13 protein-coding genes are annotated in these 20,203 nt (G+C 30.1%); 12 read left to right on the plus strand and 1 reads right to left on the minus strand.

The window, feature by feature from the left end; translation table 11 throughout:
* From CLOBL_RS20755 to CLOBL_RS20785, 7 genes are all read left to right on the plus strand, one after another.
* Positions 1 to 659 (plus strand): Ig-like domain-containing protein (locus tag CLOBL_RS20755; RefSeq protein WP_143323919.1); only part of this gene is annotated, 659 nt, incomplete at its 5' end.
* Positions 660 to 961: 302 nt separating this feature from the next.
* Complete coding sequence (locus tag CLOBL_RS20760; RefSeq protein WP_077860770.1) at positions 962 to 1,375, plus strand: GtrA family protein; 414 nt, start codon at positions 962 to 964, stop codon at positions 1,373 to 1,375.
* 35 nt (positions 1,376 to 1,410) lie between these two features.
* Positions 1,411 to 2,964 carry an NAD(P)/FAD-dependent oxidoreductase gene (locus tag CLOBL_RS20765; RefSeq protein WP_077860771.1) on the plus strand — a complete coding sequence of 518 codons (1,554 nt, stop codon included), beginning with the start codon at positions 1,411 to 1,413 and terminating at the stop codon, positions 2,962 to 2,964.
* 12 nt (positions 2,965 to 2,976) lie between these two features.
* The gene (locus CLOBL_RS20770; protein ID WP_077860772.1) at positions 2,977 to 4,608 is read left to right on the plus strand and encodes a hypothetical protein; all 1,632 of its coding nucleotides are present in this window, start codon (positions 2,977 to 2,979) and stop codon (positions 4,606 to 4,608) included.
* Positions 4,609 to 4,746: 138 nt separating this feature from the next.
* Entirely contained in the window at positions 4,747 to 6,888 is a 2,142-nt protein-coding gene (locus CLOBL_RS20775; protein ID WP_143323920.1) for a YfhO family protein, read from the plus strand.
* A gap of 92 nt (positions 6,889 to 6,980) precedes the next feature.
* A complete protein-coding gene (locus CLOBL_RS20780; RefSeq protein ID WP_077860774.1) occupies positions 6,981 to 7,748 on the plus strand; it encodes a GGDEF domain-containing protein in 768 nt (255 codons plus the stop codon).
* A gap of 100 nt (positions 7,749 to 7,848) precedes the next feature.
* The gene (locus CLOBL_RS20785) at positions 7,849 to 8,484 is read left to right on the plus strand and encodes a DedA family protein (RefSeq protein WP_077860775.1); all 636 of its coding nucleotides are present in this window, start codon (positions 7,849 to 7,851) and stop codon (positions 8,482 to 8,484) included.
* A gap of 159 nt (positions 8,485 to 8,643) precedes the next feature.
* Here CLOBL_RS20785 and CLOBL_RS20790 read toward each other — a convergent pair whose 3' ends face one another.
* Positions 8,644 to 9,957, minus strand: coding sequence for an aspartate kinase (locus CLOBL_RS20790; RefSeq protein ID WP_077860776.1), 1,314 nt, complete (start codon positions 9,955 to 9,957; stop codon positions 8,644 to 8,646).
* A gap of 693 nt (positions 9,958 to 10,650) precedes the next feature.
* Here CLOBL_RS20790 and glnA point away from each other — a divergent pair.
* The 5 genes from glnA to CLOBL_RS20815 all read left to right on the plus strand — a co-directional run bounded on the left by glnA (position 10,651) and on the right by CLOBL_RS20815 (position 19,969).
* The gene (glnA, locus tag CLOBL_RS20795) at positions 10,651 to 11,982 is read left to right on the plus strand and encodes a type I glutamate--ammonia ligase (RefSeq protein ID WP_077860777.1); all 1,332 of its coding nucleotides are present in this window, start codon (positions 10,651 to 10,653) and stop codon (positions 11,980 to 11,982) included.
* A gap of 40 nt (positions 11,983 to 12,022) precedes the next feature.
* Entirely contained in the window at positions 12,023 to 12,583 is a 561-nt protein-coding gene (locus CLOBL_RS20800; protein WP_009172053.1) for an ANTAR domain-containing protein, read from the plus strand.
* Positions 12,584 to 12,760: 177 nt separating this feature from the next.
* On the plus strand, positions 12,761 to 17,338 hold the full coding sequence (gltB, locus tag CLOBL_RS20805) for a glutamate synthase large subunit (protein ID WP_077860778.1): 4,578 nt from the start codon (positions 12,761 to 12,763) through the stop codon (positions 17,336 to 17,338).
* Between the two features lie 13 nt (positions 17,339 to 17,351).
* Positions 17,352 to 18,824, plus strand: coding sequence for a glutamate synthase subunit beta (locus tag CLOBL_RS20810; RefSeq protein WP_077860779.1), 1,473 nt, complete (start codon positions 17,352 to 17,354; stop codon positions 18,822 to 18,824).
* Positions 18,825 to 19,051: 227 nt separating this feature from the next.
* Positions 19,052 to 19,969 (plus strand): CPBP family intramembrane glutamic endopeptidase, encoded by a 918-nt coding sequence (locus tag CLOBL_RS20815; protein WP_077860780.1) that lies wholly within the window; start codon positions 19,052 to 19,054, stop codon positions 19,967 to 19,969.
* Positions 19,970 to 20,203 lie beyond the last annotated feature (234 nt).

Genomic DNA, 20,203 nt, shown 5'->3' on the forward strand with positions numbered 1-20,203 from the left:
ATGGAACAAGTACAAGTAACAATAAGCCAACAATAAGTGGAACTGGTCAGGCAGGAGATACAGTGACTGTGTATGATAGAAGTGCGGTAATAGGAACAGCAATAGTAGATAGTAATGGAAACTGGACCATGACTGTAGCAACAGCATTAATAGACGGGAATCATGTAATAACAGCAACCCAAGCAGATGCAGTAGGAAATACAAGCGGAGTATCAAATACAGTAAATTTAATAATAGATACAGCAGGACCTAGTAGTATTATAGAGCATGGTATATACAGTGGGACTGGAACCGATATAGCAGGTGGTAATAGCGTTACTAATGGAATTCCTGCAACAATGGCCATGACAGTTGATGCGGAGTCATCAAATCCAAAAATAAATTGGAGTGTAAGAGATACAGGAAAGATCCAAGTGGATAATACATCCTTTAAAGAATATGAGATTTCAGATAATGGCAAAATTGGCGATTCAACACCATTAACACTTGATGATAGTGGAAATATCGCAGGGCTTACAATGCAAAAAGGTAAAAAGTATTTAATAACATATACTATTAATCCAATAGAAAGCGGACAAGTTGATGTGATTGCACAAGCAGATGAAACAACGTCTAAAAAGGTTACATTAACTATAGGAGCTAAGCCTGATTTATTTTAAAGAAAAATAATAGAAGTACAAATTGATTTGTTTTAAACAGTATAATTATAAGACAAGATACTTTTCTTAATACTAGCCAACTTTATATATTAGAAATGTAAAATTAATCAACTTTCATATAAAATAGACCTGAAAAAATTGACAGACCAAAAACTGCATGATGAGATATAGACGTGCTTATTGGTCTGTTAATTTTTTGATAAATTCAGTAAAAAGATTACAATAAAGAAATATATTAGGAATTGATGCGTATAACTTAATTTAAATACTATATTCAAAAGAGGAGACAGGAGTTGTTTTAAATGGAGACTAAAGTAATTATTAATGAATTTATCAAATACATTTTTGTGGGTGGAGCAGCTTTTTGTCTAGATACATTAACTTTATATTTATGTAAAACAAAGGTTTTTTTAGAATTGGGTCATATAGGTCTTTATATTTCTACTGCTTTGGGATTTTTAGCGGGATTAATCTTTAATTATATTTTTTCATTAATCTTTGTATTTAGAGGTGCAATAGAAGAAAATAGGGGAAAGAATGCTTTGTCATTGTTTTTATTTCTCATAATAGGAATACTTGGATTATTCTTAACTGAAGCAGGAATGTATGTAGGTGTGGATTTCCTTAATATGAATTATTTGTTCACTAAGGTTATAGTTGCAATAATAGTGTTAGTTTGGAACTATACTGCAAGAAAGATATTAATATTCAAATAGATATGCTTCACATATTATTTAGAGGAGGAGAGCATTTGGAAAAGGTTATTATAATAGGAGCAGGTCCAGCAGGTCTTACTGCCGCGTATGAACTATTAAAAAATACTAATATTAAACCAATTATAATTGAAGAATCAGAATTCATTGGAGGAATTTCAAGAACAGCTATTTACAATAATAATCGTATGGATCTTGGAGGACATCGATTTTTTACTAAGAATGAAAAAGTTATGAACATCTGGAGAGAATTAATGCCTATTCAAGCTTATCCATCTAAAGATGATATTATATTGGATAGAAAAGTGAATTTAAAAAATAGTGGCCCAAATCCAGAAAAAGATGAAAAAGTTTTATTGAAAAGAAGGAGAGTTTCAAGAATATTTTATCTTAGAAATTTTTTTGATTATCCTATCGCATTGAGTTTTCGAACTTTTTATAATATGGGACTGGTTAGAACAATTAAGGCAGGAGTTGGATACATTAGAGCCTGTATAATAAAAAGAAAAGAGCTTTCTTTAGAGGATTTTTATATAAATAGATTTGGACAACCATTGTATCAAATGTTTTTTGAAGATTATACAGAAAAATTATGGGGAGTTCATCCTTCTAAAATTTCACCTGATTGGGGAGCACAAAGAGTTAAGGGATTATCTTTATTTAAAGTTATTTGGTCTTTTTTAACAAAGTCATTTAGCTCAAATAAAAAATGTGAAACTTCTTTAATAGAAGAATTTTATTATCCTAAGAAGGGGCCAGGGCAGCTTTGGGAAGTAATGGCTGAGGAGATAATAAAAATGGGTGGTAAAATTATTTTAAATTCAAAAGTTGATTCAATGGAGATAAAGAATAATAGAATAATAGAATTAACAACAAAAAGTATTGATGGAAAAGCATTAAAATACAAAAATATTGATGGAGTATTTTCTTCAATGCCTATTAAAGATTTAATAAAATCTTTTGGCAGCAATACAACACAAGAAGTAATGAATACTGCGGAAAACCTTCCATATAGGGATTTTATCACAGTAGGATTATTGCTTAACAAATTGCAATTAAAAAATAAAACTAAAATTAAAACAATTTCAAATATTATTCCTGACTGCTGGATATATATACAGGAAAGAGATGTTAAAATAGGAAGATTACAAATTTTTAATAATTGGTCACCATATTTAGTTGATGATTTAGAAAATACTATTTGGATAGGTATGGAGTATTTTTGCAATGAGAATGATGAAATGTGGAACATGAGTGAAAAAGAATTCATTAATTTTGCTATAGACGAGTTATGTAAGATTAATATAATAAATAAAGATGATGTTTTAGATTCAACTATTATAAAAGTAAAAAAAGCTTATCCTGCATATTTTGGAAGTTATAAAAACTTCAATTGCATAAAAGATTATGTAAATGGTGTTCATAATTTATATTGCATTGGGAGAAATGGACAACATAGATATAACAATATGGATCATTCGATGCTGACAGCAATAGAAGCAGTAAATTCATATATGAATAATGGAACTAACAAGGTTAAAATTTGGGATGTTAATACTGAAGAAGAATATCATGAAGTTAAGATTAGTTAACAGGAGGACAATATGGTAATTAAAAAAAGAGTTAATAAATATATACCAGAAATTATTGGGTTAATATTTTATATAATATTTATGATTGTAATCATGTATTATCACGAGCCGTGGTTTGATGAAGCGCAGGCATGGTTAATTGCAAGAGATGCATCATTAAAAGAGATATTATTTGTATTACCCCATTATGAGGGACATCCTCCTATCTGGCATTTAATACTCTTACCATTCGCTAAGTCAGGTGCATCATTTGAACTAAGTATAAAGTTGATATCACTAACATTTTGTTCAATTGCAATGGGATTGTTTATTTTTAAATCACCATTTAAGAGAATAGTTAGATTAACGATACCGTTTACATATTTCTTTTTCTACCAGTATGGTGTAATAAGCAGACCTTATTGTGTATTAATGCTTGGATTTGTTCTTTGTTCTATTTTCTATAAAACCAAAGAAACTAATCCATTTAGATTTATAATAACTTTAGGTATTCTTTGTAGTGCTAGTGCTTATGGAATAATACTTTCTGCAGGGATTGCAGTGGTTTGGCTGTTTGAAATATTTGATAAAGACTTCTCATTAAATCGTATTAAAAAAATTATTTTTGATAAGCGTTTTTTTGCTTTACTTATATTATTTGTATATAGCCTAATTCTAGTAATAAGCATTATACCTAAGCCTGACACATATGCAATTAATAGTATAGTAAAAAATAATGATTATATAAATAGATTTATTTATATGTTTTTTGTATTGCCTGGAGATGCAACATATTTAGATATATGTAATTATTCAACGACCAAGCTTGGAATAAATATCGAATCTGCATTAGGTATTGTTGGGAGTAGTATAATTAGTCTTTTATTGATCGGGTTTACAAAAAGAAATAATAAATTACTAGTATTATTGGTACCGTATATTTTTATTGGAGTTTTTTCTACATTTATATATTTTAATACACATCATATTGGAATTATTACAGAATTTTTCTTATTTGTGATTTGGATTTGTTTGGAAGATAAAAAAGAGGAAAGTATTAGCTTTCAGTTTTTAGATAGGTTAGTTAAAAAAGAATCAGACATTGTTTTATTAAAGCGTATTCCAAAAATTTTATTTGGAATTGTAATTTTAGTATCCATGATTTGGACTATAACAGCATCTGTAAATGATATATACGTTCCGTATGGAGACGGTAGAGAGTTAGCAGCGTTTATTAAAGAAAACAATTTAGATAAATATAATATTATGGCCCAATGGAAACAGCATACCGATAATAAAACTAAAAAGATAGTAATGGATACAAATCAGATTGGTAGTATTGCTGCATTACCATATTTCAATACAAATATATATTATAATTTTAATAATAATTTACCTAATAAGAGTTTTATAATTCACAAGGTAGGAAACAATGATGAAAATATTAAGGCGTGGAAAGAAATTGGCTTTCCTGATGTTATAATAGGATATCCTGATTTACAAATTTTATTTGGAAATTCACTCAGCTATAAAGATTATGTTTGTGTATACGATGCGAAAGGATCATATATTTGGAAAACTGAAGTAATTGATTATAACTATCCGGTTTATGTTAAAAAAGATATCATGGACCAATTTCAGAATTTAAAAGAGATAGATCCCTAAATTTAAAAGTTTAGAAAAATTAATTTGGAAGAGATCTTATTTACTGAGTTTTAAATTTTAAAATTTTTAATTAAGAAACAAAATTTACAGCATATGAATTAAAAGAACAGTTGAAGGCCAATAAAAAGGGAGATAATAATGATGAAATTATTAAAAATGATATGTAATAAAAATATAATAAAGAAAACTGAAATTAATAGTTTGAAAGAGAATTTAAGATATGAAAGATTAATCAGTTTTGCTTATCCTTTGGCATTAGTATTTTTAGTATTGACATCATTAGTGTTTATTGAATATAAACATCCATATTTTTTTCTTCAGGATGATAATAGAGATTCATATCTTCCATATTTTGTTCATAATTATGAAAGTATTTTAAATGGAGAACTTCCCTTATATAATTTTCACCAATTTTTAGGAATTCCATCTTTGGCAATTGGACAAACAGCAGCATTGTATCCAATTACTTATTTTTCTGTTTTTCTAAGTAAATATGTTTTTGGACATTATTTCGCAGCTATTGACATTCAGGTGATTATACATTTGATGATAGGGGCGGTCGGTTTTTATAAATTAATAAAATTTTTTGGAAATGATCATAAAGCGGCTTTTTTTGGCGGTTTAACTTGGCCGTTAAGCAGCTTTGTTATTTATGTTTCAAACTCGTGGGTAGTTGTTGCAGCTGTAGCTGCATATTTCCCATGGATGCTGCTTTTTAGCTTTAGCCTTTATAAGAGACCAACATTGAAGACAATGATTTATGCTGTATTAGTTAGATTACTCTTGTTTTATGCAGGGCATGTCCAGTACTTTATCTATTCTGTGATTTTTGAATTTATAACTGTAATTTGCAATGTAACATACTCCACTCCTAGCGGTAAAAAAAGAACCAGTGTTTTTAACTTTTTGAAAAAATACGTTGAAAGCTATATCTATGTATTTATTTTTTCATTACCGCTGTTGCTTCCGATGTGGCATTTAATGACTATTTCGTATCAGAGAAGTGAAAAACTTCCTTTTGAAGTATTTGTTGATGAGTATTTCCCAATTAATCAATTAGTAAAAGGATTGTTTTATCCTTTTTTACAGATTGATGAAAATACAGAGTTTTCATATAGAAATATGATAAATCTTTCACATATTGGCTATATTCCAATTGTTATTCTAGTAATTGGAATTATTGAAAAATACATCATAAAATCAAAGAAAAGCACAAAGAATTCTGTAAATCCAGCGTTTTTTATAATACCAATGTTGATAGCGCTTTTATGGTCAACCAATTGGATATTTAATGCAGTAATATATTCAATTCCTATATTAAACCGGTTTAGATGGCCATTTAAGCTAGCATTATTTTTGGATTTTTACTTAATTGTAATTGCTTCGATATGTTTATCAAATTTTATTAAACAGTTATCATTGAGAGAAGCAGCTAAAAAAGCATTATTCTGCCTAATAATTGGAATTCAAATATTCAATTTTATATTTCTTTATATAGGAACGCCATATAAGGACTTTGGTGAACACCATGCTGATAAATTACCATTGGAAGAGAAGCTTAAGGATAAGCTAACTGGAGGTAGAATTATTTCACTTGGTTTTGATATTTGGAGCCCTACTCCTAAAAATAATGCTAATTACTTGACTGCACCTACAATGGGTTTCAGTTATGCAACACTTTGGGGATTAGACTATCTTGCGGGTTATGAAGTATTAATTACTCAAGCAAATTTAGATGCTGCTCTTGGATTGAATTTTACTGGTATAGTAAATGAGAATGATTCAATTAAAATAGATTACTTTAGAAAAGCTGCAGTTAAATGGTATATAGTTCCTAAAAGTAAAGCGGATAAATATTCAGAAAAGCTAAATGCTTATGGAATTGTAAAGAAATATGAAGATGAATATAGAGTTGTATTTTATGATGAAAAGGCATATCCTATGGTTTTTAATTCAAGTGGCGAGCAAGTTGAAAGCGATAATTATAAAGTAACGACTAATAATATTGAATTAAATGTTAATTTACAACAGTCTGATAAGATAATTTTTAATAACATATATAATCCTTTTTTCGAAGGTTATGTTGACGGAAAAAAAGTTGAGCTTAAACCTATAAATAACATTAATTTTTTCATTACGGTGCCAGAAGGTAAACATAAAATTTTAATTAAATATAAGGATCCGTATTTAATTATTGGTACCTATATAGCAATAACATTTTTTATTATTTTTATGGTTAGATATACCTTTAAAAGGAAGTTGAATTATTCTATGAAATAAAAGAGATACATGTATATATATTGTTTAAATCAATGAAGATTAATTGTTTATAATATAAAAATAAAAGAATAGATAGAAAGGATGAATTGTTTATGGTTGAACTGAGAAAGATAGTTGTATTTGCTGCAGTAACGTTTCTTTTTATATACATGTTGTGGATAAACTTAAAGGTTCTAAAAAACTTTGGACAGAAGAAATTGTTATCAGCATTTATGATTAGTGGTTTTGGATTGATTTCAGTTGCCTCATTTTTTGATATGATATCTAATTTATTAAATATAAATATAATACATAATGTGATTACAACATGTTTTACAGCAGGAGCAATTGTATTTGGTGCATATATGATATTATGGAGCAATCACATAGTTAAAATTATTTTTAAACTTAATAAAAGCGCTAATAAAGATGCGATGACAGGCTTGTATAATAGAAAGGGGTTTGAAGAGCTATTTAAAAGAAAGAGTAAAACCCAGAAATTTTTTTATATTATAGTATTTGATTTAGATAAAACTAAAATGATAAATGACAATTTTGGACATCAAAAAGGTGATAAGTATATAACTGATTCTGCTACAATTATAAAAGAGGAGATAGGCAAGAATGGATTTATCGGAAGAACAGGCGGAGATGAATTCGTTGCATTTTTAGGAAATGTAAGTGAAAAAGAAGTAGAAAAAATTATTTTTTATATTAAAGATCGAGTAACGAAGATTTTTAAGAAAGAAAAGACACAAATAAGTATAGGCTATGCGGTATATGGGAGAGATGGAAGGGATTTAGGTCAACTTATGCGGATAGCTGATAAAAGAATGTATAATGATAAAAAAATTAAAAATGATTATAAAGTTTATTTTTAATAAAATCTTAATTTTACTTTTTTTATTAATACGATATAATAACATATGATAAACAACTTAATAAAATGTAAATGTTATATTTGCATATGGGAGGAAACAAATGAATATAATAGATATATTTTTACATCTTGATAAGTATTTAGCAGCTGTTGTTGGAAATTATGGAATTGAAACGTATTTGATGTTATTTATTATAATTTTCTTAGAAACAGGATTAGTGATAACACCATTTTTGCCTGGAGATTCTTTGATTTTTGCAGCAGCAGCATTAGCATCTGTTGGAACGCTCAATATATATATGCTTATAGGAATTTTGATGATTGCAGCTATTCTTGGAGATACATCAAATTACGAAATTGGAAGGCTCTTTGGTCATAAAATCTTAAAAAGCGGAAGATTCATAAAACAAGAACATCTTGATAAAACTAATAAATTCTACGAGAAATATGGCGGTAAAACCATAATTTTTGCTAGGTTTATACCTATTGTAAGAACAATTGCTCCATTTGTGGCAGGAATAGGTGAAATGAGCTATAAGAAATTTATTTCTTTTAATGCAATTGGAGGCGTTCTGTGGGTATTAGTTGTGTCAGTTTTAGGGTACTTTTTTGGAAGTATTCCAGTAGTCAAAAATAACTTTGAATTGGTGATAATTGCAATAGTATTAATTTCAATATTGCCTATAATAATTGAATTTATTAGAAGTAAAGCAAAAAAAACTGATGAAGTTATGTAATATTTTAATTGACTAGTAGAAAAGTAAGGCACATGAAAATAAATAACGAGTCCCAAATAGCCTTTCAAGCGGATTTGTTATTTAATTGATAATGCCTAATAAGAATATAGCATGAAATAAAAATAGACCAGCATACTGGTCTATTTTTATTTATATATTTTAATTAAATGCATTATAAATTGCAGTAATTCCTTTTTCAAAATCATCATTTTCAATACCGACTAAAATATTCATTTCACTAGAACCTTGATCAATCATTCTTATATTTACTTTGGCATCTGAAAGAGCTGTGAAGATTTTTGCTGCAGTTCCCATTTGCTTAGCCATTCCACGTCCAACAGTTGCAATCATAGCCAAGTTTGGATGAACTTCTATTGTATCAGGGTTACATGTTCTTTTAATTTCGTCTATAACAGCATCCTTTTTATGTTTTAGCTGAGAATCTGAAATAACAAGACATACTGTATCAATTCCAGAAGGCATATTTTCAAAGGAAATATTGTGCTGTTCAAGAATTGATAATAGCTTTCTACAAAATCCAAGTTCTGAATTCATTGAAGCTTTAGCTATTGAGATTACTGTAAAATCTTTTTTGCCTGCAATACCAGTTACAGTAGTTGGGTTAGTTGAAATATCACAATCCTTAACTATAAAAGTACCTTCGTCCTGTGGTCTGTTTGTATTCTTAATATTTATTGGAATTCCAATTTCTCTTACTGGGAATATAGCATCTTCATGAAGTACTGAAGCACCCATATAAGATAATTCTCTTAGTTCAGAATAAGTTATTCTGCTTATTGGCTTTGGATTTTTAATTATTCTAGGATCTGCCATTAAAAAGCCAGATACATCTGTCCAGTTTTCATAAAGGTCAGCACTTACACTTGCAGCGACCAATGCGCCTGTTACGTCTGAGCCACCCCTTGAAAATGTTATTATATTGCCATCACAATCTGCCCCATAAAATCCTGGAATTACAGCTTTAGATATTTTTGATAGTTTGGCATTAAGAGCGGAGTTTGTAGCCTCAGCATCTAGTGAACCATCTGTATCAAAAACCATAACATCTTTAGCATCGACAAATTCAAAATTTAAATAATTAGCAAGTATTAGTCCGTTTAGGTATTCTCCCCTGCTTGCAGCATAATCACTTGAAGCCCCTTCTTCAAGATCTTTTTTTACAATATCTAAATGTTTTTCAATATCAAAATCCAAATTCAAATCTTTAACAATACCACAATATCTGTCTTTTATGTGATTGAAAACATCATCAAAAGCTATTCCCGTAGAAACATGGGCGTGGCAAAGGTATAAAAGATCAGTTATCTTTGAATCCTTAGAATTTCTTTTACCAGGTGCTGAAGGAATTACATATTTTCTTTCATTATTAGAAAATATTATATCCTTAACCTTTTTGAATTGATTAGCGTCTGCTAGTGAGCTTCCACCAAATTTTGTTACAATTGTGTTCATAATCATAGCCCCCATATTTTTATGTTTTTTTATAAATTTACACATAAGATTGTAGCAATTTATCTAAAAATGTTCAAGTTAATTATTGAGAATACTTTAGGAACATGAAAATATACTGGCAAAGAGACCTACTATATATTTGATTGTGCCTTAATTCAAATACTAATACTTTAATAATGTATAATTGTAAGTAAAAAAATGCATAATAAATATTGGATGGAACTAATAATAAAAAAAGAATATAGAATGCCTTTAAAATATGTGAAAAAAAATTAACATTATTCATGAAGTGATTTTACAGTTTGATTGACATGGTTAAATTTGATTTGTATAATGAAGATATAAATTTAGATAACTTTTGACAACGGAGTCATGGAATGAATAATTCGCAGTGATTTCGTTTATTTTTTTGCTATAAAATAATTTATGTTATATTTTGTTTTATATGCAGAAAAGTTGTAACTTAAAGATTTCCAATTTCTAATCATTTTATTTAAATAATAAAGAAAATGATATTTATTTCTTTATTATTTAAAGTTTTTGATATAAAAATATTTATTTTTTTAAAAAATCACTTGATTTGAAATAAATATTATTATATAATTTCATTATTAAAAGAATTGAGCAAAGGCGTTCAATAGATGGTATATATCTCTATTGTGCGCTTTTTTTTAAGAAAAGGGGGGAGTGTAAATGGCAAAATACACAAAGGAAGATGTCATTAACTTAGTAAGAGAAAATGGAGTGAAATTCATAAGGCTTCAATTTACTGATATTTTCGGCACATTAAAAAATGTAGCAATTACTGATAAGCAATTAGAAAAGGCACTAAATAATGAGTGCATGTTTGATGGATCATCTATTGATGGTTTTGTTAGAATTGAAGAATCAGATATGAATCTAAGACCTAACTTAGACAGCTTTGTAATTTTTCCATGGAGACCACAACAAGGTAAGGTTGCAAGATTAATTTGCGACATTTACAGACCAGATGGAACACCATTTGAAGGAGATCCAAGATATATCTTAAAGAAAGCTGTAGCAGATGCGGCTGAGCTTGGATATTCAATGAATGTTGGACCAGAATGTGAATTTTTCTTGTTTGAAACAGATGAAAATGGAAATGCAACAACTAACACTCAAGATAAAGGTGGATATTTCGATTTAGCACCTACTGATCTAGGAGAAAATGCTAGGCGCGATATGACTTTAGCTTTAGAAGAAATGGGATTTGAAATTGAAGCTTCTCATCATGAAGTTGCTGAAGGTCAAAATGAAATTGACTTTAAGTATGGAGATGCTTTAACTACAGCTGATAACATTATGACTTTTAAGTTAGTTGTTAAATCTATTGCTCAAAGACATGGACTACATGCATCATTTATGCCTAAACCGATCTTTGGAATCAATGGTTCAGGAATGCACGTTAATATGTCATTATTCAAAGATGGAAAGAATGCTTTCGTTGATGAAAATGATAAAAATGGATTAAGTAAAGTGGCTTATCAATTTATTGCTGGTTTATTAAAGAATGTTAAGGGGCTTGCAGCAGTAACTAATCCACTAGTTAATTCATATAAGAGATTGGTACCAGGATATGAAGCACCAGTTTACTTAGCTTGGTCTTGCAAAAACAGAACTGCATTAATAAGAGTGCCAGCTGCAAGAGGCGCTGGAACAAGGGTAGAGCTTAGATGTCCAGATCCAAGTTCTAATCCATACTTAGTATTAGCAGTACTTCTACAAGCTGGTTTAGATGGAATTAAGAATAATTTAACACCACCAGATGAAATAGAAGCAAACATTTTCGCTATGACTGATGATGAAAGAAAAGCTAATGGAATTGATAATCTACCAAACAATCTATATGAAGCAGTTAAGTTTATGGAAGAAAGTGAATTAGCTAAGACAGCTTTAGGAGAACATATTTACACTAACTATATTGCTGGAAAAGCCGCTGAATGGGATGATTATAGAACCAAAGTTCATGATTGGGAAATAGAGAACTATCTTAATAAATATTAATCTAGTAATGTTTATTTACTAATTTAAGGTGGGGATTGCGATGGCTCAAAATGGAAAACTTATTATAGCGCTAAGCAATATTGAGACTGCAAAGAAATTAAAGAGTTTACTAATACAAGAAGGCTATGAAATACTGGCTTTATGTACTTCAGGAAATGAATTGATTAGATTAGTTATGCAATATTCCCCGGACCTAGTCTTAGTTGGATATAAATTTAAAGATATGAGCTTACTAGATGTTTATGAAAATTTAGTGGATTATACTAGCTTTTTAGCTATTGTAAATGAACCATATAAATCATTTATAGAGGAAGATACCGATATATATTGTATTGGCACTAAAATTTCTAATGTACTACTGACTAATGCTATTGATCTAATATTTCAAAGCAAAAAGAGAATTAAGAAGCTAAGAGCACAAGTAGAAAAATTAGAGCATACTTTAGAAGACAGAAAGCTTATAGAAAAGGCTAAGGGTCATCTTATGGCAACGTCGGGACTTACAGAAAATGAAGCATTTAGGTATATGCAGAAGATAAGTATGGATTCTGGGAAAAGGATGAAAGATATTGCTAGTTTAATATTGAGTGAAGCAGAATAATTTGTAAATTACAGTAAATATGCGAGTAACTATATCGTAAAAGGATATTTTTACTCGTTGTTTTACTATAAATGAGTATTTGGAACATATTTAAAGTAAAACCAATTATATGCACCTATTTGATTTAAAACAAAGGAATAATGTGCAAATAAATATATTATTACAGGGGGAATTGAAATGGAAAATAATAATCCAAATGCACAAGGGCTATATAATCCATGTTTTGAACATGATGCTTGTGGAATTGGGACAATAGTTAACATTGATGGTGAAAAATCTCATGATATATTAGCAGACTGCCTAACTATACTTGAAAAATTAGAGCATAGAGGTGGGACAGGCGCTGATGAGCATACAGGAGATGGCGCAGGAGTATTATTCAACATACCTCATAAATTCTTTGAAGAAGAATTGAAAGCAAAGGGGTTAACTCTTGGTAATGAAGGCGACTATGCAGTTGCAATGGTATTTTTACCACAGGAAGAGAAGGCAAGAAAAGAAGCTATGAGCCTTTTTGAAGATATATGCAAAGATGAGAATTTTGAACTGATTGGGTGGAGAGAAGTTCAAACAAATTCTTCAATACTTGGAAAAGCATCTTTAGAAGCTATGCCTGCAATAATGCAAGCTTTTGTAAAGAGACCTAATGGCATAAAACCAGGAAAAGATTTTGAAAGAAATTTATATATTGTTAGAAGAAATATAGAGAAAAGAGCGGGATGGATAAGTAAATTCTTAAATGAAACTTTTTATATTGCATCTTTCTCATCAAAAACAATTGTGTATAAAGGAATGCTTTTATCTACACAACTTAGAGAATTCTATAAGGATTTAGACGATGAAAGAGTTGAAACCTCTTTAGCATTAGTACATTCAAGATATAGTACTAATACATTCCCAAGCTGGGAAAGAGCGCATCCTAACAGATTTATGATCCACAATGGTGAAATAAATACACTTCGTGGAAATGTAAATAAAGTTTATTCTAGAGAAACAAATGTAAAATCTAGAGCGCTTGGAAAAGATTTAAACAGAGTATTACCTATTATAAATAAAGAAGGATCAGACTCTGCGATCTTTGATAATAACTTAGAATTCTTATATATGAATGGTATGGACTTAACTAGAGCAGTTATGATGGCAATTCCAGAACCATGGTATAAGAGTAAGACTATGAGTAAAGAAAAGAAAGCTTTTTATGAATATAACGCTACACTAATGGAACCATGGGATGGTCCAGCAGCTATCGTATTTACAGATGGTGAAAAAGTTGGTGCAGTTTTAGATAGAAATGGTCTAAGACCGTCAAGATATTATATTACTAAAGATAGAAGATTAATTCTTTCTTCAGAAGTTGGTGCTTTAGATGTGCCTCCTGAAATTGTAGAAAAGAAAGATAGATTAAAACCAGGTAGAATGCTTCTTGTAGATACAGTTAAAAAAGAAGTTATAGATGATGAACAGTTAAAGCAGGAATATGCAGCTGAACATCCATATGGAGAATGGTTAGAGGAAAATTTAGTTACATTAGATAAAATAAAAGATAGCAAAAAGCTTAGAATTGAGTATGATAGGGAAACTAGAAAAAGATTAGAAAAGACATTTGGATATACATACGAGGAAGTTAAGACAACTATGCTTCCAATGGCTGAAAGCGGAGCAGAACCACTTGCAGCAATGGGGGTAGATGTTCCACTTGCAGTATTATCTAGAGAATCTCAACCACTATTTAACTATTTTAAGCAATTATTTGCACAAGTAACTAATCCGCCTATAGATGCAATTAGAGAAGAAATAATAACAGCTTCTAATGTTTATTTAGGACCAGAAGGAAATATATTAGAAGACAAGCCTTCCAATTGTGAAATGTTAAAGCTTGATTCACCAATATTAAATGATGAAGAATTAGCTAAAATAAAAACACTTAATGACGGAAATTTAAAAGCAAAAGTTATAGATATCGTATTTGATAAAGGTAGTTCTTTAGAAAATGCCTTAGATGAAATGTTTGAAAAAGCACAGGATGCATATGAAAAAGGATATACTGTATTAGTATTATCTGATAGAAATGTATGCGAAGCTAAAGTGCCTATTCCATCATTGCTTGCAGTATCAGCACTTCATCAATATATGGTTAAAAAAGGGACAAGAACATCTGTTGGAATAGTATTAGAAAGTGGAGAACCAAGAGAAATTCATCACTTTGCTACATTGATTGGATTTGGTGCATCTGCTGTAAATCCATATATGGCTTATGAGTCTTTGAGAGGACTAATTGAAGAAAAATTACTTGATGTAGAATATGATAAGGCTGTTTATAATTACAACAAAGCTGTACTTAAAGGAATAATTAAGATTCTTTCTAAAATGGGTATTTCGACAATACAATCTTATCAAGGAGCTCAAATATTTGAAGCTATAGGTATTGGAAAAGAAGTTATAGATAAATACTTCACTAATACTATAAGCAGAATTGATGGAATTGGATTAAAAGAAATACAAAAAGAAGCAGAAATAAATCATGAAAAAGGATTTAGAGAGAAGACTTATGCAGCTGACTTTTCATTAGATTCACCTGGATATGAAAAATTAAGATCTGGTGAAGGAAATCAAGAGAAGCATTTATATAATCCATTAACTATTCATAAGCTTCAAGAAGCAACAAGAACAGGAAATTATGAATTGTTTAAGGAATGTACTTCATTAATAGATGATGAAAAAGCTGAAATAACTTTAAGAGGATTATTAGATTTCAATTATAATTCTAATGAAATTCCTTTAGATGAAGTTGAATCAGTAGCAGAAATAGTTAAGAGATTTAAAACAGGAGCTATGTCTTATGGATCAATTTCTAAGGAAGCTCATGAAGCTCTAGCTATTGCAATGAACAGAATTGGTGGAAAATCTAATACTGGTGAAGGTGGAGAAGATAAAGACAGATGGACAGTAGATAAAAACGGAGATTCAAGAAGATCTTCAATAAAACAAGTTGCATCTGGTAGATTTGGAGTAACTTCAGAATACTTAGTAAATGCTGATGAACTTCAAATAAAACTTGCACAAGGAGCAAAACCAGGTGAAGGTGGACAACTACCTGGAACTAAGGTATATCCATGGATTGCTAAGACTAGACATTCAACTACAGGAGTTGGGCTTATATCACCACCGCCACATCATGATATATATTCAATAGAAGATTTAGCGCAATTAATTTACGACTTAAAGAATGCAAATACTGGTGCTAGAGTATCTGTTAAACTAGTTTCTGAATGTGGAGTTGGAACTGTTGCTGCTGGAGTTGCTAAAGGTGGAGCAGAAGTAATATTAATTTCAGGATATGATGGAGGAACTGGTGCATCGCCAAAGAACTCAATCAAAAATGCAGGTCTTCCTTGGGAGCTTGGACTAGCTGAAGCTCATCAAACTTTATTACTTAATGATTTAAGAGAAAGAGTTAGAGTTGAAGTTGATGGTAAATTAATGAGTGGAAGAGATGTTGCCATTGCAGCACTTCTTGGAGCAGAAGAATTTGGATTTGCAACTGCACCGCTTGTAGCACTTGGCTGTGTTATGATGAGAGTTTGTAATTTAGATACATGCCCAGTCGGTGTGGCAACTCAAAATGAAGAACTTAGAAAGAGATTTAAAGGAAAACCAGAATATGTTGTTAACTTTATGTACTTTATAGCTGAAGAACTTAGAGAAATCATGGCTAAGCTTGGATTTAGAAAACTCGATGAAATGATTGGTAGAGTAGATAAGCTTAAGCAAAAAGAGAGTGCTCACGGCTGGAAAGCTAAGAGTATTGATTTAAGCTCTATACTTTATACTCCAGATAAGTATAAAGGTAAAGTTGTTAAATTTGATTCAACTAAGAAGTATGATTTTAAGTTACATAAAGTAATGGACGAAAAATTATTCTTAGATAAATGTAAGGAAGCTATAACTGAAGGTAAAAAGACAAACTTAGAAGTTGATATAACTAATACCGATAGAACTCTTGGAACTATTTTAGGATCTGAGGTAACTAAAGTACATGGTACAGAAGGATTACCAGAAGATACTATTACTATTAAGTGTAATGGTGCAGCAGGTCAAAGTTTTGGTTCATTCATTCCAAAGGGATTAACTTTTGAAATTGAAGGAGATGCTAATGACTACTTTGGTAAGGGATTATCAGGTGGTAAACTTATTGTATATCCTCCAAAGAAATCGACTTTTGTTGCTGAAGATAACATCTTAATAGGAAATGTTGCTTTATATGGTGCGACTTCAGGAAAAGTATTTATAAATGGTATTGCAGGTGAAAGATTCTGTGTAAGAAATTCAGGTGCAACAGCAGTTGTTGAAGGTGTTGGTGCTCATGGATTAGAATACATGACTGGTGGAAAAGTTGTTGTTTTAGGTAAAACAGGTATTAACTTTGCAGCAGGTATGAGTGGTGGAGTTGCTTATATATATGAAGAAGATCCAAACTTCAGAATTAACTTAAATGAAGAAATGATTTTATTAGAAGAGTTAGATATAGACGATGAAGAAGAATTAAAGAGCTTAATTGAAGAACATGTGAAAGTTACAGGCTCTCCTAAAGGAAATAAGATATTATATAACTTTGAAACAGAAAAATCTAAATTCCACAAGATAATTCCAAAGGATTATAAGAGAGTTTTAGAAACTGTTGAAAAGTACAAAAATCTTGGATGTGATGAGGATGAAGCATTAATAAAAACATTCCAAGAAATTAAAGGAAATTAGGAGGGATAGACGAATGGGTAAACCAACTGGATTTTTAGAGTATGATAGAGAAGAAGGCAAAAACAGAGAACCAAAGGAAAGATTACAAGATTATAACGAATTTCATACAAGACTTCCTTTAGATAAACAATGTATCCAAGGTGCTAGATGTATGGATTGTGGCGTTCCATTTTGTCAATCAGGAGTATTATTTTCAGGCATGGTATCAGGATGTCCACTTCACAACCTAATTCCTGAATGGAATGACCTAGTATATAAAGGAAAATGGGATTTAGCTTACGAAAGATTAAATAAGACTAATCCATTCCCTGAATTTACAGGAAGAGTATGTCCAGCACCATGTGAAGCTGGATGTACAGCAGGATTAAATGGTCCTTCAGTTACTATAAAAGAAAATGAAAGAGCTATAATTGATACAGCTTTTGATAATGGAATAGTTAAAGCAAATGCGCCTTTAAAAAGAACAGGTAAGAAGGTTGCTGTAATAGGTTCAGGTCCAGCAGGGCTTGCAGCAGCAAATACATTAAATAAGTGTGGTCACAAGGTTACTGTATTTGAAAGAAGTGACAGACCAGGTGGATTATTAATGTATGGAATTCCTAACATGAAGCTTGATAAAGAAGTTATTTTAAGAAGAATAAACCTTATGGCAGAAGAGGGCGTTAGATTTGTAACTAATGCAAATGTGGGTGAAAACTATAATGCTAAGGAAATCTTAGATGAATATGATGCTGTAGTTCTTGCTACAGGAGCATCACAGCCTAGAGATCTTGTAGCAGAAGGAAGAAATGATGTTAAAGGAATTCATTTTGCTGTAGATTTCTTAAAAGCTAATACTAAGAGCCTTTTAGATTCAAAGCATGCAGATAATAATTATGTATCTGCAGAAGGTAAGAATGTAATTGTAATTGGTGGTGGAGATACAGGTACAGACTGTGTTGGAACTTCGCTTAGACATGGATGTAAGTCATTAGTTCAATTTGAAATAATGGGTGAACCTTCTAAGGAAAGAGCTGCAAATAATCCATGGCCAGAATGGCCTAAGATTCTTAAGGTCGATTATGGACAAGAAGAATTTATAGATTTGTATGGCAGAGATCCTAGAGAATATTTAACAACAGTTACGGCTATCCATGCTGATAAAGATGGAAATCTTGAAAGTGTTGATACTGTAAAGGTAGAATGGAAAAAAGACGAAAATGGAAGATTTGGACCAGTGCCAGTTAAAGGATCAGAGAAGACTTACCAAGCAGAACTCGTATTACTTGCAATGGGCTTCACAGGTTCACAAAGTTATATTAAGGAAGCATTTGGAGTTGAATCAGATGCAAGAACCAATATAAAAGCATCAAATGAAGACTTTGAAACTAATATTCCTAAAGTGTTTGCAACAGGTGATGCAAGACGTGGACAATCATTAGTTGTAACAGCAATAAGTGAAGGAATACAAGCAGGAATAGCTGTTAATGAATTCTTAAGAAAATAAAATAATAAGATTAATCCCCCTAGAAAAATTTCTAGGGGGATTTTTTGCGATTTTTATTTAATAAAGTATTCTAAATATTTCTATATTATTGAAAGTTATCATAATATATTATAAGTATATAAAAATTGATTATGCACATGAAAATAGGCTGGCAAATGGACTTGTTATTTATTTGATTGTGTCTTATGTAAAACATAATATTTTAAAAGAAAGAGTTGAGGAAAATAATGAGGGGTCTAAAGTGCAAAAATAACTTGATAAAATCTTTATTAAAAATAGGAGGTCTTTTTTTAGCTTTCTATATAACGCTAAATATACTGTCTGATATTTTTTTTATGATCTATAAAGCAGTTATATTAGCTGTAAATCCAGAATTTGCAGTCAATAATGCTCTGTATGCAAATTATTTAAATAAACAGCTTTCAACTATTAGCAGCTTTCCATCTGTGTGCTTAATATTAATCCAATGTATTTGTATGATATTTTATGTTATTCTATTTTGGAGAATATTTGAAAGGAAGAGTATCAAAGATATCGGCATTACTAAGACAAAAGGCAGTTTGAGTGATTTATGCTTTGGAGTAATTATAGGTGCAATGTCATTTATAATAGTTGCTCTTATACTTATATGTACTAAGTCAGTAAAATTACAAGGTGGCTTGAGTAAGACAAGTATTTTATACCCATTAATTATACAACTAATTATTTTTATTTTTGTTGGAATAAGTGAAGAACTTTTTTCTAGAGGATATTGTATGAATATTTTAAAGGAAGGCCGAAAATCATGGTTTGTTCCGATTATAGTTTCATCTGTAATTTTTTCGTTGTTACATTCAATGAACCAAGGTATAAGTTTATTAGCGTATATTAATTTGTTCTTATTTGGAGTTTTTATGGCAGGAATATATATTAAGACTAAAAACTTATGGATGTGTATAGGCTATCATATAGCGTGGAACTATTTTCAAGGTCCTATTTTCGGATTTTCAGTAAGTGGTGCTGAGACAGATTCTTTATACAATATAAGAGTGATAAGTTCTAATATAATTAATGGAGGAAGTTTTGGGCCGGAAGGCGGATTAGTCGTTACAATGGTGCTTGTAATTAGCATAATTATAACATATAAATTTTCATCTCATAGATAAGTAATAATTTTATTTTACACATTATAAATTATATATCGTTTGCCGTACTTGTTACCCCTACTATTAAAAGAGATTTTATTTTATACATTGTAAATTATATATTCTTAAGGTATAATTGTAACCGATTAAGAAAGTTTATTTATAGTGAATATTTTAAATAAATTAGTTTTTCATATAATGTTTTTTACGCATAGTATTCTACTTTGATGAGAGAAAATCACTACATATGTGATA

Origin of the sequence: Clostridium sp. BL-8 (assembly GCF_002006495.1) — a bacterium.
Taxonomy (GTDB): Bacteria; Bacillota; Clostridia; order Clostridiales; family Clostridiaceae; genus Clostridium.